This window comes from Paratractidigestivibacter sp., assembly GCF_963660155.1.
Taxonomy (GTDB): Bacteria; Actinomycetota; Coriobacteriia; order Coriobacteriales; family Atopobiaceae; genus Paratractidigestivibacter.
Map to the genome: position 1 here is coordinate 118,464 of NZ_CAVKWG010000017.1, position 25,537 is coordinate 144,000.

Consider the following 25,537-nt stretch of genomic DNA (forward strand, 5'->3'; position numbering starts at 1 on the left):
ACAGCGGACAGAGGGGCCGCGGACAGAGGGGACAGTCCCTTTGTCCGCGGCCCCCTCTGTCCGCGGTCCCGGCGCCCCGGCCTTATCAGTAGGAGACCTGGCAGGGGATGCCGAGGGCGCGCACGCGGGCGGCGATGGCGTCGAGCGCCTCGGCGGGCGCCTTCTGGAGGCCGGATGCCGGCGTCTCGCGGGCGATGGTGTAGATGGTCGCGGCCTGCGGCTTGATCCGCTCGAGCGCGGCCAGCCACGGCCCCACGTACTGCTCGCCCGTGTTGTCGCAGCTTGTGCCCTCGTACTCGCCGCAAAGGAAGATGGTCTGCACGATGACGTGGCCCTCGAACGCCGCGAACGCCTCGATCTGGCGCTCGACGTCGTAGGGGCCGACCGGGCGGTCCAGCAGCTGGATGAACCCCGCGTCGACCGTGTCCAGCTTCAGGATGTTGTCGTCCACGAGCATGAGGGCGTCGTGAACCTCAGGCCGCGCCGCGTAGGTGCCGTTGGAGAGAACCGCGATCTTGGCCTTAGGGGCCAGCTCGTCGCGCAGGGCGACCGCGCGGCGAATCGCCTCGGGGAACCCCGGCGCCGCCGTCGGCTCGCCATTGCCCGCGAAGGTAATCACGTCGGGAAGCTCGCCCGACGCGCCCATCTCGCGCAGCTTGGCCTCGAGCTCCGCGGCCACGAGCTCGGCGGAGTTGTGCTTCTTTCCGCAGACGCGCTCGGCGTTGAAGCCGTTTTCGCAGTACAGACAGTCGAACGAGCAGATCTTGCCCTCGGCGGGCATCATGTTCACGCCGAGCGACACGCCCAGGCGGCGGCTGCGGACCGGTCCGAAGATGGGGCTTGCGTTAAGGAAGGTCGACACGATTTCTCTCCTCTCGGTTTCAAGAAACCATAACGCATAAGCCGCACGTGTAAGATGTTTTGCTAATACCGAAACCAAACGCAAGGAGCAAGCATGTCCCGCGTCTACAACTTCTCCGCCGGCCCCGCCGTCCTTCCCGAGGAGGTGCTCCGCCAGGCAGCCGACTCGATGCTCGACTACAACGGCTGCGGCATGTCCGTCATGGAGATGAGCCACCGCTCGCCCGTCTTCCAGGGCATCATCGACGAGGCTGAGGCCGACCTCCGCGAGCTCATGGGCATCCCCGACGACTACGCCGTTCTCTTCCTCCAGGGCGGCGACTCCCTGCTTTTCTCCAGCGTCTTCATGAACCTCGCCCAAAACGGCAAGGCCGACTACGTCGTCTCCGGCAACTGGTCCAAGAAGGCTTTCGCCGAGGCCGAGATCCTGGGCGACGCCAAGCTCCTCGCCACCTCGGCCGATAAGAACTTCTCCTACGTGCCGGACGTCTCCGACCTGCCCATCCGCGACGACGCGAGCTTCGTCTACATCTGCCAGAACGAGACCATCACGGGCACCCGCTACCCCGAGCTGCCCGACACCAAGGGGCACATCCTGGTGGCCGACCAGTCCTCGATGTTCCTCTCCGAGCCCGTCGACGTGGCCCGCTACGGACTTATCCACGCGGGCGTCCAGAAGAACGTCGGCCCCGCCGGCGTGCAGGTCGTCATCGTGCGCCGCGACCTCATCGCGGGCGACCTCGCCGACGTCCCCACGATGCTTCGCTTCAAGACGCATGCCGACGCCGGCTCCCTCTACGACACGCCGAACTGCTGGGGCATCTACGTCTGCGGCCTCGTCTTCAAGTGGCTGAAGAACCTGGGCGGGCTCAAGGCCATGGCGGAGCGCAACCGCGCCAAGGCCGCGGTGCTCTACGACTTCCTCGACGCCTCCGAGCTCTTCTCGTCGACCGTGGCGCCGCGCGACCGCTCCCTCATGAACGTGCCCTTCGTCACCGGCGATGTCGAGCTCGACCGGAAGTTCGTGGCCGAGGCGGCCGCGGCGGGCCTCGTCAACCTCAAGGGTCATCGCTTGGTCGGCGGCATGCGCGCCTCGATCTACAACGCGATGCCCCCTGAGGGCGTCTCCGCGCTCGTCGACTTCATGGCGCGCTTCGAGAAGGAGAACCGCTAGGCGAAAGACGCGCCGAAATCTCGCTTCTTACCCTTAGAAAACGGGCCGCATCCGATAAATGGATGCGGCTCGTTTTGCGCGACCACGTTCGCTGACGGTAGGAAAACCTATTCGATGCCCTCGATGAGCTCCTCGAACTTCTTGGCGACGGCGTCCCACGTGTCGTCGTCCTCGATGTCGCCCATCGAGAAGGAGCCGTCCTCGTTCTCCTCGTACACATAGAAATAAACGCCCTCGTCGTCGGTCTCGGGGGCCAGCGCGATGTACTCGCCGCCCTCGTAGTCGAAGACGCCGAGGATCTCGCAGCGCTCCGAGCCGCCGTCGGTGAAGTCCACGGTGATGAACTCGGGCGCCTCCTCACCATCGGCCATCCGGGCCTCGTCGTTGGTCATATTCGCCTCGGACATGGATTCCTCCTTGTGTCGTGTTTGTAGCGCGCCCGCCCAAAACGTGGCGCGATCCGTTGCGTCAAGTCTACCCTTAAGCCCTGCAAAGAAACCCGCGCTCCCAAAGAGCCGATGCCGAACGGAGTAACAATGGCCGAGAAGCTCGACGTCTACCGGCACTATTCCTGCGAGGACGACTACGCGGACCTCGATATGGGCGCCGCCTGCGAGCGGCTCGCCCACGCGCTTGCCTGCAAGACGGTCTACACGACGCCCAAGGATACGGACTTCTCCGAGTTCGAGCGCTTGCAGGCCCACCTCAAGCAGAGCTTTCCCCGCATCATGGCGGCCGGCACCTTCGAGCTCGTGGGGCACTCGGTCCTCATTACCGTCCCCGGCACCGAACCCGCGCTCGACGCCGTGCAGCTCATCGCGCACCAGGACGTTGTGCCGGTCGTCCCCGGCACCGAGGACCAGTGGGAGCACGACGCCTTCGCCGGCCACATAGACGACGAGTGGGTCTGGGGAAGGGGCGCCCTCGACATCAAGGACATGCTGATGGCCGAGCTCGAGGCGACCGAGTACCTGCTGGCTCGCGGCGAGAAGCCCCGCCGAACCATCTACCTTGCCTTCGGCGAGGACGAGGAGGTCACGAGCAAGGGCGCGACAGCCCTTGCGGCCGAGATGGCCCGGCGCGGCATGCGCTCGGCGTTTCTCGTCGACGAGGGCACGACCACGATGTTCGACGGCGCGGCCTACGGGGCCCCGGGCGCCGTGGTCTCCGATATCTGCCTTTCGCAGAAAGGCTATCTCAACCTCAGGCTCACCGCGCGCGGCCAGGGCGGCCACTCGTCGAACCCCTTCGGCGGCACATCGCTCGAGCGCCTTTGCCGCGCCGTGGCGCTTCTTGCCGAAAACAAGCCTGCGCCGACCCTTACCCCGCTCGTGGCGGGCACGTTCAAGGAGCTCGCGCCCCAGATCAGCGAAGAGCCGTTCGCCTCCCTCGTCGCGGATGTCGACGCCAACGCGCAGGAAATCGCGGATGCGGCGGCGCAGGTCCGCGAGCTTTACCCGTTCGTCTGCACGACCGTGGCCGTCGACCAGGTCATCGGCTCGAGCGCCGCGGCAAACGTCATGCCCGGTGACGTGAGCGCCGTCGTCAACTTCCGCCTACTCCCGGGCGTACATGCGATGGATGTGCAGCATGAGGTAGCGGATCTTCTCGCCGGCCTGGGCATCGAGGTCACCATCGACCACAGCACGCCCGCGGGCCGCATGGACACTGTGGAGGGTGCCGGCTACGCGGAGCTCAAGGAGGCCCTGGAGCATTTTCACCCGGGCGTCACCTGGGTCCCGTCCTTCGTCTGCGGCGGCACCGATTCGGTGCGCTATGAGGACGTCTGCGGCTCGATCATGCGCGTCTGCCCCTTTCGCCCGGCACCCGAGGAGGAAGCCCGCGGCGTCCACGGTGTCAACGAGCGGATTTCCCGCCGCACTTATGCGCAGGGCATCCGCGTCCTTATCCGTCTGCTCGAGCGAACCGCCTTCTCCGAATTATTTTGATGTGGGCCTCGGGGGGAAGCGTAAACACGGCGATTGTCGGGGTATTCTAAATAGGTTTGTAGAGAACAAAAAACGAGAGGTCTTCCGTGACTGAGAGACTCGACCAGCTCAAGGCCTTCATCAAGAAGGTCGCCGACTCCGACGCCGCTGAGCACCAGGCGAAGGGTATCGCGACCGACCCTGTGGGTACTTCGGGAAATCCTTCCCAGCAGATCCTCACCCCCGCCAACGTCATTACATTCTGCAGGCTCCTGCTCACCATCGCTTTTCTCGTCATCTTCTGCAGCGGAGGCAACCGCTACGTCGCGTTGGCGTGCTATGCCGTCGCGGCCTGCACTGACTTTCTCGACGGCCAGGTCGCGCGGCGCACGCGGACCGTGAGCTGGCTCGGCAAGATCATGGACCCCGTCATGGACCGCGTGCTGCTCTTCACCGGCGTCCTCGGCCTGCTCGTCGCGGGCGAGCTGCCGCTCTGGGTGCCCATCTTCGTCATCGGCCGCGACGTCTACCTCGCCATCGGCGCGAGCATCCTGCAGAAGTACCGTACCCGGCCCGTCGATGTCGTGTTCATCGGCAAGGTCACGACGGCGCTGCTCATGTTCGGTTTCTGCCTCTGCCTGCTCGGTGTGCCGGACGTGGCTGGCGCGGGCATCGTAGGCGTCTCTTGGTTGCCGGGCCTGAACAACCAGAGCGGCTGCCTCGGCATTTTCTTCGTCTACGCGGGCGTCGTCTGCTCGGCGATAACCGCCGCTATCTACACCGCGCAGGGCATCAAGGTGCGCGGCGAGGCCGTCAAGAGGGAGGGCAGGTAAGGTGTCCGAGTCCCAAATCGCCCGCATGGGCACCCTTTACCACGAGCACGTCCTTCTCGGGGCTACCTTCTCGCCCTCAAGCGAGGGCGACGTCATGCGCGCCGAGTCCTACCCTGGTGAGACCGGCGCCCACGAGAATGGCCGCGCCTACCTTGCCGACCTCACCGGCTCTACGTACAAGCTCTTGAGCGGCGACAGCGCCCAGGCGCTCATGGAGGCGGCGTTCTGCGGCAAAAAGCTCAAGGTGGGGGAATGCGCCTGGGAGTGCGCCCTCACCGCCGAGGGCGCCGCCACCTCGGTGGCGCTCGTTGCTCGCACGGGCGACAACGAGTACGTGCTCGCCGACCCCACGCAGCGAGGCGATGTCGTGAGCGCCTGGCTCGGCTTCTTGTCTTCCATCGAGCAGAACGGCTACGCGCCCTACGTCGGCACCTCCATCGAGGACGCCGACGGCATGCTGACCCCGTTGCTGCTCGCCGGGGACGCCGCCCGCGCGGTGCTCTCCGATTACGTGGGCCACGTGCGAGACCTGCCCGCTCCCGGAGAAGTCAGGGGGCTTCACTTGGACAAGATCTCGGCAGTCGTGGCCGGCGTGCCCGTGCCCGGCCAATCGTTGCCGGTATTCTTGATTCTCGTTCCTCCCGCGCGCGCCGTCACGCTGTGGCGCAGCTTCCTGTCGTTTACCGAGACGGCGCCCATGGGGTCGGCCGCCCTCGTCGATGCCATGCGCTCGCTTCTTCCTTGGGGAGAGGAACTCTCCGTCATGGACCAGGTCAAGCCTGGCGGCCAAAAACTCGCATACTGGGGACTTTTGCGCGAAAAGACCGATTTCGTCGGGGCCCGTGGTCTCTAGGCGTTCGCGCAGCCAAATATCGACCATTCCATGCTTTTAATTTCCATCAATCGTTAAGAACGGATCCGCACATGCAATACGACTTCACAGCCCGCGTCAACCGCCGAGGCGTCGGCGCCTTCAAGTGGGACGAGATGCTTTCCGAGAACCCTTCGGTTCCCGAGGGCGTCGTGCCCCTGTCCGTCGCCGATATGGAGCTCGAGAACCCGCCCGAGGTACGCCGGGCCCTCCATGACCTCATCGACGCCGGCCCGCTCGGCTACACCGGCGCCACCGACCGCTTTACCTCGGCCTGCATCGACTGGCAGGTGCGCCGTCACGGCTGGCGCCCCGAGGCCGACTGGATTGTGACCACGCCGGGCGTCGTGCCCGCAGTCTTCTGCGCCGTCTCCCAGCTCACCGAGCCCGGCGACGCCGTGATCATCCAGCCGCCCGTGTACTACCCGTTCAAGCGCGCCGTCGAGTCCGCCGGCCGGGGGCTTATCGAGAACCCGCTCAAGGAGGTCGGCGGCCGCTACGAGATGGACTTCGACGACCTCGCCGAGAAGGCGGCGAGGCCCGAGGCCAAGATGCTCATTCTCTGCAGCCCCCACAACCCCGTGGGCCGCGTCTGGGAGATCTCCGAGCTCCGACGCCTCATCGAGATCTGCGTCGCCAACGGTGTGACGATCGTCTCCGACGAGATCCATAACGACCTCATCATGCCCGGCAACGCGCACACGACCATCGCGAGCGTCATGTCTCCCGAGGAGATGAAGAGCCTCGTCGTCTGCACCGCTCCCTCCAAGACCTTCAACCTCGCCGGCATCCAGGCCTCGGTCATCTACGTTCCCGACGCCGAGTTTCGCGCACGCTTCAAAGCCGGCTTCGAGAAGCTCTCGCTCGGCGGCCTCAACGCCTTCGCCTACACGGCGACGACAGCCGCCTATGAGCAATGCGAGGGCTGGCTTTCCCAGCTCATCGACCTTGTTTGGACGAACTTCTCCAGGCTCGTCGACTGGGTGGCGCAGTCCCACCCCGAGCTTGACGTGGCGGAGCTCCAGGGCACTTACCTCGCGTGGGTCGATTTCCGCTCCTGGGACCTCAGGGACGAGGAGCTCAAGGCATTCATGCGCGAGGAGGCGCTGCTCTGGCTCGACGAGGGCGACCTGTTCGGCGAGGAAGGGTCCGGCTTCGAGCGCTTCAACCTCGCTTGCCCGACGGACGTGCTCGAAGCCGCCCTCGCCCGTCTGGATGAGGCCGCCCCGCGCCGCGGCTTCGGCAAAAACTGCTAGGGGAGAGCCGTGAAGTACTCAGTCAACGCCAAGTCCTGCCCCGACGCGCTCGGCGCCGCATCCAAGGGTACGACCGCCGGGCGGCTCGTGTTCGTCTCTGCACAGCTGCCGGTAGACGAGAACGGCGCGCTGGTCGCGGGCGGTATCTGCGAGCAAGCAGCGCTCGTGCTCGACCACGTCGAGGCGATTCTTTCCGAGGTCGGGCTCGACCTTTCGGATGTGGCCAAGACAACTGTCTACCTTGCCGACCTCAATGATCTCGAGGCCTTCGACGACGTCTACGGCGGCAGGATCGAGCTGCCGAGGCCCGCCCGCACCGTCGTGGGAGACCGCGACCTGCCGCTCGGCGCCCTCGTTCAAATGGATGCCGTCGCTTGCAGATAAAACGGTATAAAATAATCTGGCTTATGTGAGCAAGCTTGGTCAGAAGGCCCAAGGAGAGAACCTATGGATAACGAGAACACGCCCGTGAGCAGCGGCGCGACCGAGATTTTCCGCATGCCGTCCGCCGATGCGACCGTGCCCGACATCATAGCCGTCTCCAAGCCCGTCCAGCCGACCCTCACTATCGTCAAGGGCCCCCAGGTCGGCGAGACCTTCGAACTCAACGCCGCGATCATCACCGTCGGCCGCGGCCCGAACAACTCCGTCTTCCTCAACGACATGACGGTCTCTCGCCACCATGCGAACCTCGATCTCACCAATGTCGCCGCGGGCTACGCCACGGTCAAGGACCTCGGTAGCCTCAACGGCACCTGGGTCGACGGCGCCATCGTCAACGAGGCGACGCTCAAAGATGGCTCCACCATCCAGATCGGCACTTTCCGCATGGTGTTCCACACCAACGGCCGTAAGGCCCGCATCGCCACCGAGCTCTAAGCCCGTCATGCCCGACGCCGGTTATCTCACCATCGGTAAGGTCGTGAAGCGCCTCCAGGCGCAATATCCCGACCTCACCATATCCAAGGTGCGCTACCTCGAGAACGAGGGGCTCGTCAGCCCCTCTCGCACCCCGAGCGGCTACCGGCTTTATTCCCAGCGCGACATCACCAGGCTCGAGAAGGTCCTCTATCTGCAGAAGAACCGCTTCATGCCCTTGAGCGTCATCAAAGGCGCGCTCGACGGCGAGGAGGGCAACCGCGCCGCCGAGAACGCGGCGCCCATGACGGTCGTTCCGCAGCGCGATGACGAAGAAACCGCCGGCAAGCTCCACCCCATCGACCGCATGCCGAAGCTCTGCGGCACCCAGGTCTCGTTTGTGCGCCAGCTCTCGGAAGCTGGGATTGTCGAGCTCAAGAGATCCCCGCACGGCCGCGACCTCGTCGATGGGCGCGATTTGCCGCTCATTCGCCTGTGCGACGAGCTCAGGCGCTTCGGTTTCGGGGCCAAGAACCTCCGCCAGTACGTCATCGCGGCGAACCGCGAGTCTGCCACCTTCGAGCAAGCGCTCATGGTCTATGCCAAGAAGGGCGGCGGCGTCGAGCCGGAGCGCACCGACGAGTCAAGGAGGCAGTTCGACGAGGCTTTCTCGCGCATGCTCGGGCTCACCAATGCAGTGCGAACCGAGCTCGTCACTCGGCGCGTCAAAGAAGCGTTCAAGGATATGGACACGTAGCGGCACATCCACAGAAAGGTCAGATCATGTCCGATTTTGATTTCGAGAGCAGAATCGTCAGCATCCCCGATTACCCCGAACCGGGCGTGATTTTCAAGGACATCACGCCGCTGATCTCCGACCCCGAGGGTTACCGTGCCGTCGTCGACAGCATCGCCGGCCACTTCCGCGGCCTCGGCATTACCAAGGTCGTGGGTACCGAGGCGCGCGGCTTCTTCGTGGGCGGGCCCGTTGCCATCGAGCTCGGTGTCGGCTTCGTCCCCGTGCGCAAGCCCGGTAAGCTTCCCCGCGCCGTCTACAAGCAGGAATACGAGCTCGAGTACGGCGCCAACACTCTCGAGATGCATAAGGACGCCTTGAGTTCCGACGACCGTGTCCTCGTCGTCGATGACCTTATCGCCACCGGCGGTTCCGCCGTCGCGACCGCCCTGCTCTGCGAGAAATGCGGCGCCAAGGTCGCCGGCTTCGGCTTCATCATGGAGCTTGCGTTCCTTAACCCCCGCGAGGTTATGGATAAGGACTACCCCGGCATCGACGTTCTGTCGCTGGTTAAGGTCAACTAGAGCCCATATACCAAGGCTTAGTTGGGATATTGCGGCGGCCGCTCATAGCCGCCGTTTTTTCATTTAATATGTATGTAAACCTTTGACTGTCTCAAACTTTTAATTTCCATCTCTTGGAGATGTTGATGAAGTACCGCAACCGCATCACCGTCGCCGGCATCGCCGTGGCGCTCGCCGGCGCAACCTTTCTCGGTGCCGCAACCCCGGCTTATGCCGTCAACCAGTCCGACGTCGATGCCGCCGCCTCCAAGCTCTCCGAGCTCGGCACGCAGCTTTCGCAGATTCAGTCCGAGCTCGATGACGCATCTGAGGATCTTGCCCAGACCTCGATCGACCTCGCAGAAAAGCAGGATCAAGTCGCCGCTACGCAAGAGGAGCTCTCCGCCAAGCGCAAAGAGCTCAGCGGTCTTATGCGCTCCAACTACAAGCTCGGCACCAATTCTCTGCTCGATTTCATCCTCGGCTCCACGAGCATCGACGACCTTGTGAGCCGTGTCTTCTACATGGACAAGATTTCCGAGCGGCGTGTCCAGGTCATCGTGTTCGTCAAGACCATGGAGGAGAAGCTCAAGACCGAGAAGGCCGAGCTAGAGAGCAAGCAGGCCGAGCAGACCGAGAAGGTCGCCAGCCTCCAGAGCCAGGCGAACGACTACGGTGCCCGCGTGGGCGAGGCGAGCTCTTACTACAACTCCCTTGATGCTGAGCTCCAGGCCCAGCTGGCCGCCGCGGCCACGACAGAGCAGAGCGCAGCCGCCACTGCGGTTGCCGCGGTTCAGCAGGCCGCTGAGCAGCAGCAAGCTGCCCAGACCGCGGCTGCCAGCGTGTCTGAGGAGACCGAGCAGAAGCTCAAGAAGCAGGAGGAGTCCGAGGTCCCCACCACTACGACGACGACCTCGACTGCCGCCGAGTCCAAGATCGATGCCAAAGACGATTCTGCGAGCAACGACGCTTCCAGCAGCTTGAACTCCAGCAGCTACGGCGGGGGCGGCGTCTCCACGGCCCTCGCGCAGCAGGGCAAGCCCTACGTCTACGGCGCGGCCGGCCCGGGCGGCTTTGATTGTTCTGGCCTGGTCTGCTACAGCTATGGCTACTCCCGCGGCCGCACGACCTATGACATGATCTCCTCCCTGCAGGCCTCTGGCAGCTGGAAGACCGATATCTCGCAGCTCAGCTACGGCGACCTTGTCTTTACGAGTGAGGGGCACGTCGGCATCTACCTTGGCAGCAACACCATGGTCCATGCCCCGAAGCCCGGCTCGTCCGTTTGCACGACCACCCTTTGGAGCTTCTACGGCGGCGGTTCTTACTAAGGACTTTGCACCAAGAAAGACGAAACATTGAGCAGCTCTGACCCCCAAAACGCCTCGGCCGCTGTATCGAGGCGTTTTTCTCGCAGATTTCAGATAGACCTCGTGATCGAGGGCGCCCTCGTCGGCTTATTCGGCGGGGGAGTGGTGACGCTCTATAGACTCTCGCTCTCGGGAGCCGAGGAGCTCCTTCGCCAAGTCACCGGAAGCATCGCGGGGAACTTGCTGTATATGGCGCTCTGGTTCTTATTCCTCGCCGTGCTGCTCCTGCTCGTCGGAAAGCTGATGACCTGGGAGCCGGCGACCGCGGGTTCCGGCATCCCGCAGGTGGATGCAGAGGTGATCGGGCATATGGACGCTCCGTGGCACCGCGTCATCCTAGCCAAGTTCATCGAAGGGTCGGCCGTTGCCCTGGCGGGCCTGTCGATGGGACGCGAGGGCCCCAGCGTCCAGCTCGGCGGCATGTCCGGCAAAGCGGTTTCCCGCCTCTTCGGCCGCAAGAGGGGAGAGGAGCGCCTTCTCGTCACGTGCGGGGCCGCTGCCGGCATGTCCGCGGCATTTCACGCCCCTCTGACAGGCGTTTTGTTCGCCATCGAGGAGATTCATCGCGAGTTCACGGCTTCGCTCATCATCTCTGTCATGGCATCGTCGCTCACCGCAGACTACCTTGTCTCAGGCGTGCTCGGGGTGGCCCCGGTCATGAGCCTCGACTTCCTACGCGACCTCCCGCACGCCGACTACCCGTACGTCGTCGCGCTCGGTATCGTGTGCGGAATCTTGGGCGCGCTGCATAATCGCGGCATGTTCGCCTGTCAATCTGCATATAAACATATATCAAAAGGAACGCCCTACATGCGCTTAGTTATACCTTTTGCGTTAGCAGGAGTCGCTGCGTTCGCATGGCCCGAACTAATGTGCGGGGGTGACGCGGTCTTCGAGGCGATCACCAGCCCGACCATGATGGGGCTGGCGCCGCTCATAGTGCTGCTTCTTGGGAAATACGCTTTTACCACGGTCTCGTTCGGTTCTGGAGCCCCTGGCGGCACTCTGTTTCCGCTGGTAGTTATGGGTGCGCTCGTCGGCTGCTGCTTCAGCAGGGCAGCAGGCATCGTGTCGGGTTTCGACCTTGCTTATTACCCGAACTTCATGGCTTTGGGAATCGCGGGGCTCTTTGCCGCTGTGGTGAGGGCGCCTGTGACGGGCTGTGTGCTCGTGTTCGAGCTCACAGGCTCGCTCGATGCGATGTTGTCGGTATCCTTGGTGTCGATTCTCGCGTACATCGTCGCCAATCTGACCAAGACCGATCCGTTCTACGAGCATCTTCTTGCGGCGCAGCTGGACGTGAGCGAGGACAGCGTGGAGGTGACGGGGTTAACCGGCGAGAAGGTCCTGAAGACATTCCACGTGGGTGCCGGATGCCGCATCGAGGGCATGACGGTAGCGGAAGTCCCGTGGCCCGACGCTACGCGCGTGATCCTGATTAACCGCGCATCAGCGGAGCTGATTCCCATCGGCACGACTCGAATCGAAGCGCTTGACGACCTTCTCATGATCATGGACACCGATGCCGAAGAGGACGTCACCATGAAACTCGAAGTGATGACGAGGCCCGCGGTCAAGAGGTGAGGGCCGCGGGAGATCACGACAAATGCAAGCAGGCTTCTACTTTACATAAGATATATTATCGCGTTTTTACCATTTGAGCCATCGACTGTCATTTGGAGACAGGCGTCTTTTCGCATACGAACCATCGTGTCGACAAATTAGGCCAAAGATTCGACAACCGGATCGAAGCCGCAATGCGTGTGCGAATAGGTGCCTGTCCCTATATAGCAGTCAAATCCCCGATATTTTACGAGAGGGCCTCAGAGCCGTTCTAAGCCCCGTCTCTCTCTTTTGCGAATACGTACTAGAGCCGATGGCTTAAATCGGCTGAGAAAGGCTCTCAGAGATTCGACTTTCCAAAATCTCCGAGAGCCTTTTGAATTTACTTGAATCTAGACGGTTTAGACGCCGCTTGAGCCGAAACCGCCTTCTCCGCGGTCCGTCTCGTCGAGCTCGTCGACCTCAACGAGTGTGACCACAGGAACCCTCTGGATAACCAGCTGGGCTATGCGCTCGCCGCGCGTGATGTGGATAGGGTTCGTGGGGTCAAGGTTGACGGCGCAAATTTTGAGTTCGCCGCGGTAATGCGCGTCGATGAGCCCGGGAGTGTTCGCCATGCTGAGCCCCTCGCGTAGAGCAAGCCCGCTGCGAGGCTGGACGAAGCCTGCGTAGCCGTCGGGAATCGCGATGGCAAGGCCCGTGGAAATCAGGCGCCGCTCGAAAGGCTCGAGCACCACGTCTTCGCTGGATCGAAGGTCCAGGCCGGCATCCCCGGCATACGCATAGGACGGAAGCTCGACCTCGGGATCAAGCCTTTTAATTGGAAGGCTGATCTTCTCATCACTCATTGGCCAAGCTCCTCAGTTCCTCGCTGAACTCGTCCACATCCTTGAACTCGCGGTAAACGGATGCGAAGCGAATGTAGGCGACCTTGTCGATCTTGACGAGCTTACGGAGCACCATGCTACCGAGGTCGATCGAAGAGATCTCGGTAATACCGCCGTCACGGAGCTCGCTTTCGATATCGTCGATAAGTCCGGTCAACGTTTCCGCAGGTACATTACGTTTTACCGTTGCGGCGAATAGGCCGCGCATGAGCTTTTGGCGCTCGAAGGTCTCTTTGCGCCCGTCGCGCTTGATAACGATGAGCGGCATTTCCTCGCACCGCTCATAGGTGGTGTACCTGAAACCGCAGGCGGTGCACTCGCGCCTCCTGCGAATAGCGTCGTTGTTCTCCGACGAACGGGAGTCGACGACCTTGGACTCGTCTGTGCCGCATTTGGGACAGCGCATGTGACCTCCTCATAGAAGACCTACGCGCTCTACCGTATCACAGGTTGGGGTCACAGGTTGGCAGAAGTCGGCACAATAAGCTCTTGACCTGCGAAGATATTTGACGATTCAAGCTGATTGCGGTCGCGGATCCAGTCGACGATGGACTGCGTCGAGCACCCATCGACACCGTGCTGAGAGGCGATGGACCACAGAGAATCGCCGCTCATGACGCGAACGTTGGTGGTGGCCGCCTCGTTCAGAGTCAGCGACTCGGAAGCGGCTATGGAGGACTCGACGCCGAACGCGAGCGTTGCGAGCACAACGGCAAAAACGACGGCCATGGCGCAGGCGAACAGCGAGTTCGTTCGGTTCGAGATAGCCTTCTTCGCGTCGTCGCCATTCGTCGCGGCGCCCTTGCCGCCTTCAATAAGGACGAGAATCGGGTGCTCCTCGGGGGCCAGGGCGCTCGAGCCGTCGGTGGCTAGCATGAGGGTGTTGCGGCAGGTGGTCATTGGTATTCCTCTCCTTCTCGGTCTTGTCGTTTCTATTTATACCGAGAGGACCGGACAACAATTAGATTGCGAACAGCTGTACCTAAATACGTTTGTTCGAATTATGCAAAGAACTACTGTCCTTGTCAACCTCCGTCGAACGGCTGTTTGTGCAAAACAAATGTTTTGGTATACTTCGATGCAAAGGATAAAAGGAGGAGCCATGGCCAAGGGAAAGATCGGCAAGCGTCAGCAAGCCATCTACGAGTACATTCTCAACTACACAAGGGAACACAGCTACCCCCCGTCGGTCCGCGAGATCGGCGCCGCGGTGGGCCTGGCCTCTCCTTCTACCGTTCACATGCACCTCAAGGCGCTCGAGAACAACGGCTACATCAAGCGCGACCCGAAGAAGCCTAGGACCATCGAGGTCACCCCTGAGCCCAGCTCCGACGACGGCACGAAGCTCGCCGAGGTCAAGCAGGATTTCGAGCGCAACGCCATTTCTCTGCCGCTCGTGGGTCGCGTCGCCGCCGGCACGCCCATTCTCGCCGAGCAGAACGTCGAGGAGAGCCTGGTGCTTCCCATGAGCATAGTCGGGGACGCGAGCTCCTTCGTCCTTCGCGTCCGCGGCGAGTCGATGATCAACGCCGGCATCTTCGATGGCGACTACATCGTCGTAAAAGAACAGCAGACTGCCCATAACGGCGAGATCGTCGTCGCGCTCATCGACGACTCGGCCACGGTGAAGACCTTCTACAAGGAGAAGGACCGTGTGCGTCTCCAGCCTGAGAACGACACCATGGAGCCGATTTATGCTGATAACCCCACGATTCTCGGCAAAGTCACCGCTCTTATCCGCTCCATTTAGAGTACGTCGCTTTGAGTAATCAGGACGCAACCGTCAGTAACGCACAGCCCGGAAACGGATCGAGGATTCGTGTCTTCGATGCCCTTCGCGGGCTGTGCGTGCTTTCGATGATCGCTTTTCACTTCTGCTACGACCTCGTCTACCTGCGCGGCGTTGAGGTTACCTGGTTCTACCCGCCTTTCGTGGATATCTGGCGGGCGAGCATCTCGTGGGTATTCCTCGCCCTTGCCGGCGTCATGTGCTCGTTCTCGAGGAACAACCTCAAGCGTGCGGCGAAGTACGGCCTCGTCGCGTTCGCGGTCTGGGCGGCGACGACCATAGCCGCGGTCGACGACTCCATATCGTTCGGGATCATATTCTGTATGGCGGCGTCCACGCTCGTCTATGCGCTGCTGCAAAAATTGAATGCCGCCCCCAAAGGCTTTTTCGCGGCCTTTGTCCTGTTCGCTGCTTTTCTTTTGACTATGGGGCTTCCGAACGGGCACCTCTCGCTGCCGGGGTACACCCTCGAGATTCCGAAAACGCTGTATTCCACAGAATGGCTGAGCTGGCTCGGTTTCCCTGGCCCTAAATTCGTCTCGGGGGACTACTATCCCCTACTCCCCTACGGCCTCATGTACCTCGTAGGCGCCTCATTGGGCCCATGGCTTAAGCAAAACCTGCCGAGTCGGGTGAGGTCTCTTGGATTCGCGCCGCTCGAGTTCATCGGCCGCCATGCGCTCGAGGTCTACATCGCGCACCAGCCGCTGCTCCTGCTCGTGTTAGGCCTCGTCTGAGCTTTCGGCCGCTCCCTCATCCTCCACGCGATACGGATCGAGGGTAGAGCGCATGCGCTCGGAAGCCTTCACCGTGGCAAGAAGCCCGCCGTCGACGTGGCGCTCTCGCATCACCTGGCAACGCTCGTGGACCATCTTGAGGAGCAGCCCCTTCTCGTAAGGCACGAGGACGGTCAGGCTCTCGTCGCCCTCGGACGCCTCCTTGCCGATGCGGTAGAGCAGCGTGTCGATGCCTCTGCCCTCCTGCGCCGAGATCACGACGGCCTCGGGGTTCTCGAGCGCAAGAGCCCTGCGGTCCTCGGCCGTGAGACGGTCGGACTTGTTGATGACGAGCACGCGTCGGATAGAATCCGCCTCGATGTCCTTCAGGATGGCCACCACGGCGTCCATCTCGTCTCGCCAACGGGCGTCGGACGCGTCGACGATGAGGAGCACCAGATCGGCCGCGCGGACCTCGGCGAGCGTCGATTTGAACGCCTCGATGAGGGTCGTGGGAAGTTTCTGGATGAAGCCTACCGTGTCCGTCAGGGTTATCTTGCGCCCCTCCTCGAGCACGAGCGAACGGGTCGTGGGGTCGAGCGTGGCGAACAGCTCATCTTTGGCATAGACGTCGGAGCCGGTGAGGCGGTTCAGGAGCGTCGACTTCCCGGCGTTGGTGTAGCCGACGAGCGCCACGCGATAAACGCCGGAGTCCCAACGCGCCTTGCTCTGCACGCCCCGGCGCTTCTCGAGCGTCTGGAGCTCCCGCCTCAGGGTGGAGATGCGATCGCGGATGAGGCGCCGGTCGACCTCGAGCTGGCTCTCGCCCTGGCCGAATCGCCCGCCGATGCCGCCGCGCGTCTGCTCGCCTACGAGGTGGCTCCACATGCCGCGCAGACGCGGGAGAACGTACTGGAGTTGGGCCAGCTGGACCTGCAGCCGCCCTTCGCGAGTCTTGGCGTGCTCGCCGAAGATATCGAGGATAAGGGCCGTGCGGTCGATGATCTTGACCGGCTCGCCGACGGCGCGCTCAAGGTTCGCTTGCTGAGACGGCGTGAGCTCATCGTCGAAGATGACGACGTCGACATCGAGGTTTCGCACATAGCTCACGAGCTCCTCGACCTTACCTTTGCCGATGAAGGTCTTCGGGATGGGTCTATCAAGCCGCTGCGTCATGGTGAGAAGAACCTCGGCGCCGTCGGTCTTGGCCAGGCGAGCGAGCTCGGCGAGCGAGTCCTCGCAGTTCCATGTGCCTGACCCACGATCGACACCGACGAGAATGGCGCGCTCGGGCACAGGAGCCGTTGAGAACGGCTTGAAACGCCCCATCAAGCCTCACCGCCCGTGCGCCCAGCGAGGTCAGCGAGCACGATATCGCGGGCCTCCTCGACGCTCATCTTATCGAGGTCGAGCCACCTGACGCGCCCGTCGTTTTTGAACCAGGAAATCTGACGCTTGGCGTAACGGCGCGTCCGCGTCTTTATGGCCGAGACCGCCTCGTCGAGGGTGCAGTCGCCGTCCAAGTAGTCGAGAATTTCTTTGTATCCGATGGCTTGACCTGCGGTTGATTCGCGGTTAAGACCGGCGTCCATAAGGCTGCGGACCTCGTCGAGCAAACCCTCGGCCATCATCTGGTCGACACGCTGTTCGATGCGCGCATACAGGCGCGCGCGGTCCATGTTAAGGCCCCAGATGCGAGCTTCGTAATGCGGAGCGCGTTTCCTCAAGCCCTTATTGTGCTCGGCATAGCTCTTGCCCTCATCGAGCATCTCGAGTGCGCGGACAACTCGGCGCACGTTGTTCGGGTGGATAAGCGCAGCGCTCGCGGGGTCACGCTCCTCAAGGAGCGCATGGAGCCCATCGGCTCCGAGACCCTCGGCCATCGCCTCATAGGCAGAGCGCTGTTTATCGCCCTTCTCGCCGGAAGGAAAAACCATTTCGTCTATGACTGCGTTGAGATAGAGGCCTGTGCCCCCGCATAGGACCGGTGTGAGGCCGCGGTCGAGCTCCTCGTCAACGATACCTCTGCATTCTTGTTGATAGAGCTGAACCGAGTAGTCCATATCCACATCGCAAACATCGATCATGCGAAGCGCGACCTTGCGCTCCTCGGCCGGCGTCTTCGCGGTTCCGATGTCCATGCCACGGTACACCTGCATAGCGTCCACGGAGACGACATCGCCGTCGAGCTCGAGGGCCACAAGGTCGGCCAAGGTGCTCTTACCCGAGGCGGTCGGCCCAACGATGGCGATAGCCGGTCCGGGCAGCGTCATCGAGGGTCGCCAACGACGGTGCCGCGAAGATACCAGGTGCGGGCCTCGTCAACCTTGACGTCACAGATCTTGCCGACGACGTCATCGGCCGTGAGACCCTCGGGAAGCCCGAAGTGAACCGTGCGCATCTTCTCGGAGTGTCCGACCATAACGGCGTCGTCGCGCTTGGACGACCCCTCCACGAGGACCGAGACGGTTTTGCCGAGGTCGGCCTGGTTGGCGTCATGCGCTTGCTCCGCAACCAAAGCGGCCAAGCGGTCGAAGCGATCCTGTATGACCTCGCGCGGTGTGTCGTCGACCATCTTGGCGGCCGGGGTGCCGGGGCGCGGCGAGTAGATGAACGTATAGGCGCTCGAGAACGCGGCCTCCTTGACCATGGAGAGGGTGTCCTCGAAGTCTCTTTGCGTCTCGCCGGGGAAGCCGACGATGATGTCCGTGGAGAGAGCGAGGCCCGGCATGGCGGAGCGCAGGCGCCCGACGAGGTCGAGGTACTGCTCGCGCGTGTACTTGCGGTTCATGGCCTTGAGCACGCGCGAAGAGCCGCTCTGGACCGCAAGATGGAGATGCGGCATGACGCACGGCGTCTCGGCCATGGCCTGGATCGTCTCGTTGACGAGGTCGTGCGGATTCGAAGAGGTGAAGCGGACGCGCTCGATGCCCGTCTTGCCGACCTCGCGCAGGAGCTGGGCGAAGCGAGGCTCGCCGTAGATGTTGCGCCCGTAGGAGTTGACGTTTTGGCCGAGCAGCGTGATCTCGCGAACGCCGTCGGAGACAAGCTTCTCACACTCGGCGACGACCGCCTCGATAGTGCGGCTCTTCTCGCGACCTCGGACGTACGGCACAATGCAGTAGGTGCAGAAGTTGTTGCATCCGGTCATGATGGGCACCCAGGCGTGGAAGCTTTGGGCGCGGCGGCTCGGAAGCTCGCAGGAGAAGCCGCGGCCCTCTTCGACCGTATCGACCTCGACCTTCTTGCCGTCGTCGTCGAAAGCCTCGAGAAGGAGCTCGGGCAAGCTCGCCAGCGCGCTCGTGCCGAAGACGACGTCGGCGACTGGGATGTGCTCACGAATTTTCTCGCCGTCGCGCTGCGCGATGCAACCTCCGATGGCGACTACGCGCTTGCCGCAGGGAGGTTTGGGAGCGCTGACCATTGCCGATGCCTGGCCATAAAGGCGCTGGTCGGCGTTGTCGCGCACGCAGCAGGTCATAAAGACGACGATGTCGGCTTCTTCAGGCTCGGCAACATTGATGCAACCGTTCTGCTCAAGAAGACCCTCCACGCGCTCAGCATCGTGGAGGTTCATCTGGCAACCGAACGTCTTGACGAAGTAGGTCTTACCTACAAGTGAGCTCATTGAACCAACTTTCGTTTAGCAAGCGATCTCGTCGGAAAGAGAGGGCGGGGAGGGGGGCTGGATGCGGTGCACGTAAATAGCTAGGCGAATCGCCGTGCGACTCTCGCCGCCGATGGAGATGTCGGAGAATGCGGGCGAGCAGGAGATATCGAGCCCCGCAGGAATCAGGAAGCCGCGCGCGATGGCGACGGCTTTGATGGCCTGATTGACGGCGCCGGCACCGACGCACTGGATGTTGACCGGCTTGCCGTCCTTGACGAGGCCGGCGATGGCGCCCGCGACCGACGCGGGAGATGACTTGCTGGAGACCTTTAAGTAGTCCATGTGGATCGCTCCTGGGGCGTTTGTGCTTGGAAGTGATACGTGTTCAGGGCGTTTAACTGCGGGAATTCTACCAATTTGACCCAATTTTGAAAAGACCTGAAGGCAACTATTCGGCCTGTTCAATCTGGAAGGTGACCGTAATCTTCCCCTTCCCTATCCGGATCTTCGGCTCGTCGGTCAAAGTGAGGTAGTAACGGTCGGCGAGCATCTGGAAACAACGCTCCATCTCACGGGAGAAATCGCGGGAATCCTCGTGAGAGAGCTTGAGGCCGCGATGGTCACGGGACAGATCGACCTCGGGTTTCGAGGCCTTGCCTCTGCTTCGGCGGGTGAGGCTCGCGACGATGCTGCGCTGGGGCTTGATTTGCCCGCTCACGATGCGGTGGGCCGTCCTTTCGCTCATGTCGAGTCCAAGGGATGTGGCGACGCGATGCAGCTCGGAGGCATCGGAGGCAGCGCGCAGGCGCTCAAGGATTGGAAGCTCCGATATGTCGTCGATGAACATCAGCTCTGACGCCTCGACGGTCCTAGGAGCCCTTGCGCGCGCGGTCGCGGCGATCTCGGAGGGCGAGCCGAAATAAACCTCGCAGGTCGCGCGCTCCTCGATGGCGAACTCGCAGCAGGTGCGCACGATGTTGTGAGGGCCCCTCTCGCAGATAAGACCCCCGCTCTCGTCGATGCCCGTCGTGGGCCACGTGGATTGGTCCGCGCGCTCGGGGAGCCTTGAGGCGTCGGTGACCACGCGTATAGAGGAGCCTCTCCCAGGGGCGCTCGAAACCACCTCAGCGGACTCGGCATTCTCCTTGACAGAGTAAAGCGCCATGCCTCGCCCGTGCACTCCCCAACGGTCCATATGAACGCTCTCGAGCTTAGAGGTCACGCGCGCCTCGAAAACGCGGTCTTGCATATCGGCGGGAATGCCCGAGCCGTCGTCGAGGATCGTGATAGTCCTCAGGTCGCCTTCGCGAGCGGTAGCCACATAGATGTGCTTGGCCCCAGCGTCGCGCGAGTTGCGCAGCATCTCGATGACGATGTCCTCGGCACAACGAATGTCGTGCTTGGCCTGGCGACGCTCGGCCTCGGCTACACGAAGGCGAACGTAGCCCTCGCCGAGGTTCTCCTCGACGCGAAGGTTACGCTCGCCCCCCATTGAGGCGACGAAGCCAAGAAGGCCACTGCCGCTTATTGTCATATGCGCTTACTTGGCGACGTCGACGGCACGGGACTCGCGGATGACGACGACGCGGACCTGTCCGGGGTACTCCATCTCGTCCTCGATCTGCTTGGCGATGTCGTGGGCGAGGACAGTGGCCTCGGCGTCGGAGATCTTCTCGGGCTCGACCATGACATGGAGCTCGCGGCCGGCCTGCATGGCATAGGTGCGCTCCACGCCGTCGTGAGCGTTGGAGATCTCCTCGAGCTTCTCGAGGCGCTTGATGTAGTTCTCGGCAGACTCCCGGCGCGCGCCCGGGCGGGCGGCGGAGATGGCGTCGGCGGCCTGAACAAGAACATCGAGGACGGTATCGGGGTCGACGTCCGCGTGGTGGGCCTCGATGGCGTGGACGATCTCGGGGCGCTCGCCGTAGCGGCGGGCAAGATCGGCGCCGATAACGGCGTGAGGACCCTCGACCTCGTGGTCGATGGCCTTGCCGAGGTCGTGGAGAAGGCCCGCGCGCTTGGCGGGAGTCTCATCGATGCCGAGCTCCGAGGCCATGATGCCGCAGAGCGCAGAGACCTGGATGGAATGCGTGAGCACGTTCTGGCCGAACGAGGTGCGGTAGCGGAGGGCGCCCAAGGTCTTCACAAGCTCGGGGTGCAGGTCGTGGATGCCGGCGTCAAAGGCGGCCTGCTCGCCGGCCTCACGGACGCGCTCGTTGACGAGGGTTTCGGCCTTCTTGTAAAGCTCCTCGATACGCGCCGGGTGGATGCGGCCGTCAGCGATGAGGTTCTCGAGCGCGACGCGGGCGGTTTCGCGGCGTACGGGGTCGAAGCTCGAGAGGATGACCGTCTCGGGCGTGTCGTCGATGACAAGGGAAACGCCGGACACCTGCTCGAAGGTGCGGATGTTGCGGCCCTCACGGCCGATGATGCGGCCCTTGAGGTCGTCGGAGGGGATGTGGACGGACGTTACCGTGATCTCGCCGGCCTGATCGGCGGCACAGCGCTGAATAGCGGTCGAGATGATCTCGCGGGCGGTCTTGTCAGCCTGGGCGCGGACGTTCTGCTCGGACTCACGCAGGATCTGGGCCTCCTCGCGCACGGACTCGGCGCGAACGCGCTCGAGCAGCTCGGTGTGGGCCTCATCGCTGGAGAGTCCGGCGATGCGCTCGAGCTCGGAGGTGTGCCTGGCCTCGAGGTCGTCAAGGTCGTTCTTGCGCTTGTCGAGCTGTCCCTGGAGGCTTGAGAGTTGGTGGTCACGGCGATCGAGCGCATCGTTGCGGCGGTCGAGGGATTCCTCGCGCTGCAAGATGCGGCTCTCCATCGACTGGAGCTCGGCCTTGCGCTTCTTCTCCTCGGCCTGTTGGGCCTGCTTGAGGGCGAGTGCCTCCTCCTTGGCCTCGAGGACGGCCTCCTTCTTGGAGTTCTCGGCCTGGCGGGCGGCCTCCGTGGTGATGCGGTTTGCCTCGGCTTGCGCGGACTGGACCTGCGCCTCTGCGGCCTTTACCTTGGAGTTCGCTTGGCCGGCTAAAACAAAATAGACGACCAAGGCGCCTATTGCTAAACCGACTACAGCGGCAATAACAAGTTCCATTTGTGCTCCTCTAATGACAAAAAATCACGAAATCAGGTTAGGAAACTGGATTTAAAACCAACGTTTCCGCCATCAGAGGCGCAATCATCGAGTCCTGGTCTGATTATGTCCCTTAAACAGCAAACGACAGTTACAGAATATGGAAACGGGGATAACCCCGGCGAGAAGAATGCCCCTTGACGGTCTGTCTATCGTAGGCCGTCAAGGGGCAAATTGTCAAACCGACCAACCCCCGTCGGAAGCGGAATCCAGCGCCGTCTTCGCCGCGTCATAGGCAATGCTCATAGAGTAGCCCTTGCTGAGGAGATGGCGGACGATCTTCTGGAAATCGTTCTTGCCGGTAAGCCTTCGGCGCCGCGCCAGCTCCAGGGCCCTCTCGGCCTCGTCGCTCTCGGAGATATAGTGCTCGGGCCAACCAGGGAGTTGGTTGCAGTCGATGCCCTTGCGCGCGAGCTCGCGCTCGATCTTGCGACGCCCCCAGCCTGCGAAACTCTTCGAGCGGATATAGACCTCTGCGAACCGATCGTCGTTGACGAGACCGTTGTTCTCCGCCCTGGAAACGAGCTCCTCGGACACCTCTTGAGAATACCCGTCTTGTAAGAGCTTCTCGAGCAGCTCCTTCGAAGAATAATCGCGCTTATTGACGAGCCACTCGACCTTCGAGGTACCGCTCAGAAGCGACACCTCCTTGACCTTCTGGGCGAGCTCCGAGCGCGTCATCGGATCGATGCCGGAGGTTTTTCTCAACTTCTCGAGCCGTCGCCCGACAGGCTTGGGTATGTCCCAGGTCTCCCTGGTTCCCCCGGACTCCAAATGGACGCGCGCCTTGTTCCTGAACGCGGCGTAGGGATTGGTTGTGGCATCCGGAAGCTCGACGGACCAGCTAAATGATTCGCAGTTCATAGATATAGGAGTGAGACGCTAGGCCTCGTCGGAGCCGTCTTCGCCGTCGACCTCGTCATTGAGGTTTTCGAGGTCCTCGTCGAGGACCTCGTCGTCGAAGTCGACGGGCTCGCCGACCCGCTCGTCTCCAAGCTCGAGCCCACACTTGATGCGGACGCGGTGGCACAGCTCTTCGCAAAGCTCGGGGTGGCTCGCGAGGAACTTCTTGGCGGCCTCCTTGCCCTGACCCAGGCGCTCCTCGCCGTAGGAGTACCATGCGCCGGCCTTTTTCACGATCTTGAGGTCGGAGGCCATGTCGAGGATGCAGCCCTCCTTGGAGATGCCCTCACCGTACATGATGTCGAAGAAGGCCTCCTTGAAGGGAGGGGCCACCTTGTTCTTGACCACCTTGACGCGAACTCGGTTGCCGATGATATCCTTGTCGTCCTTGATGGCCTCGATGCGGCGGATGTCCATGCGCACGGTGGAGAAGAACTTGAGGGCGCGGCCGCCTGGGGTCGTCTCGGGGTTGCCGAACATGACGCCGATCTTCTCGCGCAGCTGGTTGATGAAGATACAGGTGGTATTGGACTTGGAGAGCGAGCCTGCGAGCTTGCGGAGGGCCTGGCTCATTAGTCGCGCCTGGAGGCCGACGGTAGAGTCGCCGATCTCGCCCTCGATCTCGGCGCGCGGGGTGAGTGCAGCGACCGAGTCGATGACCACGACGTCGATGGCGCCGGAACGGACCAGCATGTCGCAGATCTCGAGCGCCTGCTCGCCGGTGTCCGGCTGGGAGATGAGAACCTCGTCGATATCGACGCCGATGCGGGCGGCGTAGCCGGGGTCGAGCGCGTGCTCGGCGTCGATGAAGGCGACGACGCCGCCGAGCGCCTGGGCCTCGGCCAGGATCTGAAGCGAGAGGGTCGTCTTGCCGGAAGACTCGGGGCCGTAGATCTCGATGATGCGGCCGCGCGGGACGCCGCCGATGCCGAGCGCGCAGTCGAGCGAGAGCGCGCCGGTGGGAATAGCCTCGACCTCGAAATCAGGGCCGTCGTCCCCGAACTTCATAATGGCACCCTGGCCGAACTTCTCGACGATCTCCTTGGTGGTCTCTTCAATGACCTTGGTCCTCTCCTCACCTTCGGTGCGGGGGCGGATTTCCTTGGTCAGCGGGCCTTTTGCCTTTGCCATGTTCGTTCTCCCTCTTTCGACAGGAATTTATAATACCCGAACAGCCGTTCTTGGTCAACGGCCTTGGGAGAAATCTAGCAGGCGTTTCTTACCGCAGTCTTACCGCAATCTTCCCGAATTCTTATCGGATACTTACGGTCGCGAGGGTAGTTTTCAACAATCCCCTGCCCTCGGGGCGGCGGTAAGAATCCGATCGTCGGCGGTAAGAAACCAAAAGCGGCCCTATTTGGCCGAAGGCTCCATCAATGCTTCACGCAAAAGGCCCAGGGCGACGTGGCAGGCCTGCCTGCGGACGTCGGCGCGATCGCCTTCGAGCAAATGCATCACGGTACGCGAGGAGGGCGCCGTATCGATGCCGAACCAAACGGTGCCGACGGGCTTGCCGGGCTCCTCGCCGCCAGGGCCCGCGATCCCCGTGACGGAGACGCAGGCGTCGCAACTGAGGACTTTGCGGGCGCCCATCGCCATAGCAGCCGCGCACTCGGATGAAACCGCACCAAGCTGAGGTACGTCGAGTAATCCGTCGTAGGGGACGCCGAGCACGTCGTGCTTGACGGGGATCGCGTAGCTCACCACGCCCCCGCGCACCGCGGCGGAGGATCCGGGAGCCGAGGTGAGGCACGCGCTCACGAGGCCGCCCGTGCACGACTCGGCGCAGCCCACCGTGAGGCCCGCGGCGCTCGCCAGGCGAACGACCTCGGCCGCCTCGTCATAAAGGGCGTCGTCCTGCTCGAGAATCGCCTTGTCAGCGGCCACGGCTAATCCTCCTCGGCCAGGTACTGCCAACCCTTAAGGAAGTAATCGATGCCCGACCAGGCCGTGAGGACGACGGCAGCGGCCATGAGCACGTCGCAGATCGTCTTGAGCCAGCCAACGGAACCCGCCGGCATGGCGGCCACGAACAAAAGGCCGCAGATGGCCACCATCGTCGTTGCAGTCTTCCACTTTCCCAGGTTGCTCGCCGCAACGACGACGCCCTTGGACGCGACCACCATGCGCAAGCCGGACACGAGAAACTCTCGCGCGACGACGACGAGCAGAACCCAGGTGGAGCACATGCTGTGCTCGAGCAGGAAGCACAGCGCGACGATGACGATGAGCTTATCGGCGATTGGGTCGAGGAACTTGCCGAAGGTGGTCACCTCTCCCCTGCTGCGGGCGAGGTAGCCGTCAAGCTTGTCGGTCAGCGAGAGCACGACGTAAAAGGCGAACACGGCGATGCCTCCCCACGAGACCTCGGTGCCGCGCGTGCCCCCGACCGCCTCGGCAAAGGCGAGCCACAGCGGCATCAGCACGACGCGCGAGCAGGTCACGATATTCGCGGGGGTCCAGATACCCTTAGCCTTGGCCATCTG

The 25,537-nt window shown here is 62.7% G+C and carries 28 protein-coding genes; 13 read left to right on the forward strand and 15 right to left on the reverse strand.

Going from position 1 to position 25,537, the window contains the following annotated elements:
• Positions 1 to 85: 85 nt before the first annotated feature.
• The gene (locus U5709_RS02830) at positions 86 to 862 is read right to left on the reverse strand and encodes a radical SAM protein (protein ID WP_321972022.1); all 777 of its coding nucleotides are present in this window, start codon (positions 860 to 862) and stop codon (positions 86 to 88) included.
• A 93-nt stretch (positions 863 to 955) separates the two neighbouring features.
• Between U5709_RS02830 and serC the strand changes: the two genes are divergently transcribed.
• On the forward strand, positions 956 to 2,035 hold the full coding sequence (gene serC, locus U5709_RS02835; protein ID WP_321972023.1) for a 3-phosphoserine/phosphohydroxythreonine transaminase: 1,080 nt from the start codon (positions 956 to 958) through the stop codon (positions 2,033 to 2,035).
• Positions 2,036 to 2,142: 107 nt separating this feature from the next.
• Here the strand turns inward: serC and U5709_RS02840 are convergent, their stop codons facing one another.
• Positions 2,143 to 2,442, reverse strand: coding sequence for a DUF1292 domain-containing protein (locus U5709_RS02840; RefSeq protein WP_321972024.1), 300 nt, complete (start codon positions 2,440 to 2,442; stop codon positions 2,143 to 2,145).
• A 129-nt stretch (positions 2,443 to 2,571) separates the two neighbouring features.
• Here U5709_RS02840 and U5709_RS02845 point away from each other — a divergent pair, with 129 nt between their 5' ends.
• From U5709_RS02845 to U5709_RS02890, 10 genes are all read left to right on the forward strand, one after another.
• On the forward strand, positions 2,572 to 3,984 hold the full coding sequence (locus U5709_RS02845; RefSeq protein WP_321972025.1) for a M20/M25/M40 family metallo-hydrolase: 1,413 nt from the start codon (positions 2,572 to 2,574) through the stop codon (positions 3,982 to 3,984).
• A gap of 86 nt (positions 3,985 to 4,070) precedes the next feature.
• Positions 4,071 to 4,796, forward strand: a complete 726-nt coding sequence (locus U5709_RS02850; protein ID WP_321972026.1) for a CDP-alcohol phosphatidyltransferase family protein — start codon at positions 4,071 to 4,073, stop codon at positions 4,794 to 4,796.
• A 1-nt stretch (position 4,797) separates the two neighbouring features.
• Positions 4,798 to 5,649, forward strand: a complete 852-nt coding sequence (locus U5709_RS02855; RefSeq protein WP_321972027.1) for an aminomethyl transferase family protein — start codon at positions 4,798 to 4,800, stop codon at positions 5,647 to 5,649.
• A 71-nt stretch (positions 5,650 to 5,720) separates the two neighbouring features.
• Positions 5,721 to 6,923 (forward strand): MalY/PatB family protein, encoded by a 1,203-nt coding sequence (locus U5709_RS02860; RefSeq protein ID WP_321972028.1) that lies wholly within the window; start codon positions 5,721 to 5,723, stop codon positions 6,921 to 6,923.
• Between the two features lie 9 nt (positions 6,924 to 6,932).
• Positions 6,933 to 7,307: a RidA family protein gene (locus U5709_RS02865; RefSeq protein WP_321972029.1), complete on the forward strand. Its 375-nt coding sequence runs from the start codon at positions 6,933 to 6,935 to the stop codon at positions 7,305 to 7,307.
• A gap of 63 nt (positions 7,308 to 7,370) precedes the next feature.
• Positions 7,371 to 7,802 carry an FHA domain-containing protein gene (locus U5709_RS02870; protein WP_321972030.1) on the forward strand — a complete coding sequence of 144 codons (432 nt, stop codon included), beginning with the start codon at positions 7,371 to 7,373 and terminating at the stop codon, positions 7,800 to 7,802.
• 7 nt (positions 7,803 to 7,809) lie between these two features.
• Complete coding sequence (locus U5709_RS02875; protein WP_321972031.1) at positions 7,810 to 8,538, forward strand: MerR family transcriptional regulator; 729 nt, start codon at positions 7,810 to 7,812, stop codon at positions 8,536 to 8,538.
• 26 nt (positions 8,539 to 8,564) lie between these two features.
• Positions 8,565 to 9,101 (forward strand): adenine phosphoribosyltransferase, encoded by a 537-nt coding sequence (locus U5709_RS02880; protein ID WP_321972032.1) that lies wholly within the window; start codon positions 8,565 to 8,567, stop codon positions 9,099 to 9,101.
• A gap of 125 nt (positions 9,102 to 9,226) precedes the next feature.
• On the forward strand, positions 9,227 to 10,411 hold the full coding sequence (locus U5709_RS02885) for an NlpC/P60 family protein (protein ID WP_321972713.1): 1,185 nt from the start codon (positions 9,227 to 9,229) through the stop codon (positions 10,409 to 10,411).
• 144 nt (positions 10,412 to 10,555) lie between these two features.
• Entirely contained in the window at positions 10,556 to 12,034 is a 1,479-nt protein-coding gene (locus U5709_RS02890; RefSeq protein ID WP_321972714.1) for a ClC family H(+)/Cl(-) exchange transporter, read from the forward strand.
• A gap of 380 nt (positions 12,035 to 12,414) precedes the next feature.
• On the opposite strand, the gene dut is transcribed toward U5709_RS02890, so the two are convergent.
• Genes dut through U5709_RS02905 form a run of 3 tightly spaced genes read right to left on the reverse strand, consistent with a single transcriptional unit; the run spans position 12,415 to position 13,800 of the window.
• On the reverse strand, positions 12,415 to 12,861 hold the full coding sequence (gene dut / locus U5709_RS02895; RefSeq protein ID WP_321972715.1) for a dUTP diphosphatase: 447 nt from the start codon (positions 12,859 to 12,861) through the stop codon (positions 12,415 to 12,417).
• Positions 12,854 to 13,306 (reverse strand): transcriptional regulator NrdR, encoded by a 453-nt coding sequence (gene nrdR, locus U5709_RS02900; protein WP_321970714.1) that lies wholly within the window; start codon positions 13,304 to 13,306, stop codon positions 12,854 to 12,856. The genes dut and nrdR overlap by 8 nt, the downstream gene beginning before the upstream one ends.
• 50 nt (positions 13,307 to 13,356) lie before the next feature.
• Complete coding sequence (locus U5709_RS02905) at positions 13,357 to 13,800, reverse strand: LysM peptidoglycan-binding domain-containing protein (protein ID WP_321972716.1); 444 nt, start codon at positions 13,798 to 13,800, stop codon at positions 13,357 to 13,359.
• Positions 13,801 to 14,002: 202 nt separating this feature from the next.
• On the opposite strand from U5709_RS02905, the gene lexA reads away from it, so the two are divergent.
• Together lexA and U5709_RS02915 are read left to right on the forward strand one after the other, a co-directional pair.
• Positions 14,003 to 14,650 (forward strand): transcriptional repressor LexA, encoded by a 648-nt coding sequence (gene lexA, locus U5709_RS02910; protein WP_321972717.1) that lies wholly within the window; start codon positions 14,003 to 14,005, stop codon positions 14,648 to 14,650.
• 11 nt (positions 14,651 to 14,661) lie between these two features.
• Complete coding sequence (locus U5709_RS02915; protein WP_321972718.1) at positions 14,662 to 15,426, forward strand: heparan-alpha-glucosaminide N-acetyltransferase; 765 nt, start codon at positions 14,662 to 14,664, stop codon at positions 15,424 to 15,426.
• On the opposite strand, the gene hflX is transcribed toward U5709_RS02915, so the two are convergent.
• From hflX to pgsA, 10 genes are all read right to left on the reverse strand, one after another.
• Positions 15,412 to 16,734 carry a GTPase HflX gene (gene hflX, locus U5709_RS02920; protein WP_321970718.1) on the reverse strand — a complete coding sequence of 441 codons (1,323 nt, stop codon included), beginning with the start codon at positions 16,732 to 16,734 and terminating at the stop codon, positions 15,412 to 15,414. The two genes, U5709_RS02915 and hflX, sit on opposite strands and share 15 nt — an antisense overlap.
• Positions 16,734 to 17,678 carry a tRNA (adenosine(37)-N6)-dimethylallyltransferase MiaA gene (gene miaA, locus U5709_RS02925; RefSeq protein WP_321970719.1) on the reverse strand — a complete coding sequence of 315 codons (945 nt, stop codon included), beginning with the start codon at positions 17,676 to 17,678 and terminating at the stop codon, positions 16,734 to 16,736. The genes hflX and miaA overlap by 1 nt, the downstream gene beginning before the upstream one ends.
• Positions 17,675 to 19,033 carry a tRNA (N6-isopentenyl adenosine(37)-C2)-methylthiotransferase MiaB gene (gene miaB, locus U5709_RS02930; RefSeq protein ID WP_321970720.1) on the reverse strand — a complete coding sequence of 453 codons (1,359 nt, stop codon included), beginning with the start codon at positions 19,031 to 19,033 and terminating at the stop codon, positions 17,675 to 17,677. Before miaB ends, miaA begins: the two co-directional genes overlap by 4 nt.
• Before the next feature lie 15 nt (positions 19,034 to 19,048).
• The gene (locus tag U5709_RS02935) at positions 19,049 to 19,357 is read right to left on the reverse strand and encodes a stage V sporulation protein S (protein ID WP_321970721.1); all 309 of its coding nucleotides are present in this window, start codon (positions 19,355 to 19,357) and stop codon (positions 19,049 to 19,051) included.
• 106 nt (positions 19,358 to 19,463) lie between these two features.
• Positions 19,464 to 20,549 carry an ATP-binding protein gene (locus U5709_RS02940; protein ID WP_321972719.1) on the reverse strand — a complete coding sequence of 362 codons (1,086 nt, stop codon included), beginning with the start codon at positions 20,547 to 20,549 and terminating at the stop codon, positions 19,464 to 19,466.
• A gap of 6 nt (positions 20,550 to 20,555) precedes the next feature.
• On the reverse strand, positions 20,556 to 22,109 hold the full coding sequence (rny, locus tag U5709_RS02945; protein ID WP_321970723.1) for a ribonuclease Y: 1,554 nt from the start codon (positions 22,107 to 22,109) through the stop codon (positions 20,556 to 20,558).
• A 216-nt stretch (positions 22,110 to 22,325) separates the two neighbouring features.
• Positions 22,326 to 22,922, reverse strand: coding sequence for a regulatory protein RecX (locus U5709_RS02950; RefSeq protein ID WP_321972720.1), 597 nt, complete (start codon positions 22,920 to 22,922; stop codon positions 22,326 to 22,328).
• A gap of 108 nt (positions 22,923 to 23,030) precedes the next feature.
• Positions 23,031 to 24,182 carry a recombinase RecA gene (gene recA / locus U5709_RS02955; protein ID WP_321972721.1) on the reverse strand — a complete coding sequence of 384 codons (1,152 nt, stop codon included), beginning with the start codon at positions 24,180 to 24,182 and terminating at the stop codon, positions 23,031 to 23,033.
• A 222-nt stretch (positions 24,183 to 24,404) separates the two neighbouring features.
• Positions 24,405 to 24,938, reverse strand: a complete 534-nt coding sequence (locus U5709_RS02960) for a CinA family protein (protein WP_321972722.1) — start codon at positions 24,936 to 24,938, stop codon at positions 24,405 to 24,407.
• A gap of 2 nt (positions 24,939 to 24,940) precedes the next feature.
• On the reverse strand, positions 24,941 to 25,534 hold the full coding sequence (pgsA, locus tag U5709_RS02965) for a CDP-diacylglycerol--glycerol-3-phosphate 3-phosphatidyltransferase (RefSeq protein WP_321970727.1): 594 nt from the start codon (positions 25,532 to 25,534) through the stop codon (positions 24,941 to 24,943).
• Positions 25,535 to 25,537: the final 3 nt, after the last annotated feature.

What these genes read in the sequence shown, in the direction of transcription:
- serC (WP_321972023.1), top strand. Translation starts at nt 956, where the DNA reads ATGTCCCGCGTCTACAACTTCTCCGCCGGCCCCGCCGTCCTTCCCGAG.
- U5709_RS02840 (WP_321972024.1), bottom strand. Translation starts at nt 2,442, where the DNA reads ATGTCCGAGGCGAATATGACCAACGACGAGGCCCGGATGGCCGATGGT.
- U5709_RS02845 (WP_321972025.1), top strand. Translation starts at nt 2,572, where the DNA reads ATGGCCGAGAAGCTCGACGTCTACCGGCACTATTCCTGCGAGGACGAC.
- U5709_RS02860 (WP_321972028.1), top strand. Translation starts at nt 5,721, where the DNA reads ATGCAATACGACTTCACAGCCCGCGTCAACCGCCGAGGCGTCGGCGCC.
- U5709_RS02870 (WP_321972030.1), top strand. Translation starts at nt 7,371, where the DNA reads ATGGATAACGAGAACACGCCCGTGAGCAGCGGCGCGACCGAGATTTTC.
- U5709_RS02875 (WP_321972031.1), top strand. Translation starts at nt 7,810, where the DNA reads ATGCCCGACGCCGGTTATCTCACCATCGGTAAGGTCGTGAAGCGCCTC.
- U5709_RS02880 (WP_321972032.1), top strand. Translation starts at nt 8,565, where the DNA reads ATGTCCGATTTTGATTTCGAGAGCAGAATCGTCAGCATCCCCGATTAC.
- U5709_RS02885 (WP_321972713.1), top strand. Translation starts at nt 9,227, where the DNA reads ATGAAGTACCGCAACCGCATCACCGTCGCCGGCATCGCCGTGGCGCTC.
- dut (WP_321972715.1), bottom strand. Translation starts at nt 12,861, where the DNA reads ATGAGTGATGAGAAGATCAGCCTTCCAATTAAAAGGCTTGATCCCGAG.
- nrdR (WP_321970714.1), bottom strand. Translation starts at nt 13,306, where the DNA reads ATGCGCTGTCCCAAATGCGGCACAGACGAGTCCAAGGTCGTCGACTCC.
- U5709_RS02905 (WP_321972716.1), bottom strand. Translation starts at nt 13,800, where the DNA reads ATGACCACCTGCCGCAACACCCTCATGCTAGCCACCGACGGCTCGAGC.
- lexA (WP_321972717.1), top strand. Translation starts at nt 14,003, where the DNA reads ATGGCCAAGGGAAAGATCGGCAAGCGTCAGCAAGCCATCTACGAGTAC.
- hflX (WP_321970718.1), bottom strand. Translation starts at nt 16,734, where the DNA reads ATGGGGCGTTTCAAGCCGTTCTCAACGGCTCCTGTGCCCGAGCGCGCC.
- miaA (WP_321970719.1), bottom strand. Translation starts at nt 17,678, where the DNA reads ATGACGCTGCCCGGACCGGCTATCGCCATCGTTGGGCCGACCGCCTCG.
- miaB (WP_321970720.1), bottom strand. Translation starts at nt 19,033, where the DNA reads ATGAGCTCACTTGTAGGTAAGACCTACTTCGTCAAGACGTTCGGTTGC.
- U5709_RS02935 (WP_321970721.1), bottom strand. Translation starts at nt 19,357, where the DNA reads ATGGACTACTTAAAGGTCTCCAGCAAGTCATCTCCCGCGTCGGTCGCG.
- U5709_RS02940 (WP_321972719.1), bottom strand. Translation starts at nt 20,549, where the DNA reads ATGACAATAAGCGGCAGTGGCCTTCTTGGCTTCGTCGCCTCAATGGGG.
- rny (WP_321970723.1), bottom strand. Translation starts at nt 22,109, where the DNA reads ATGGAACTTGTTATTGCCGCTGTAGTCGGTTTAGCAATAGGCGCCTTG.
- recA (WP_321972721.1), bottom strand. Translation starts at nt 24,182, where the DNA reads ATGGCAAAGGCAAAAGGCCCGCTGACCAAGGAAATCCGCCCCCGCACC.
- pgsA (WP_321970727.1), bottom strand. Translation starts at nt 25,534, where the DNA reads ATGGCCAAGGCTAAGGGTATCTGGACCCCCGCGAATATCGTGACCTGC.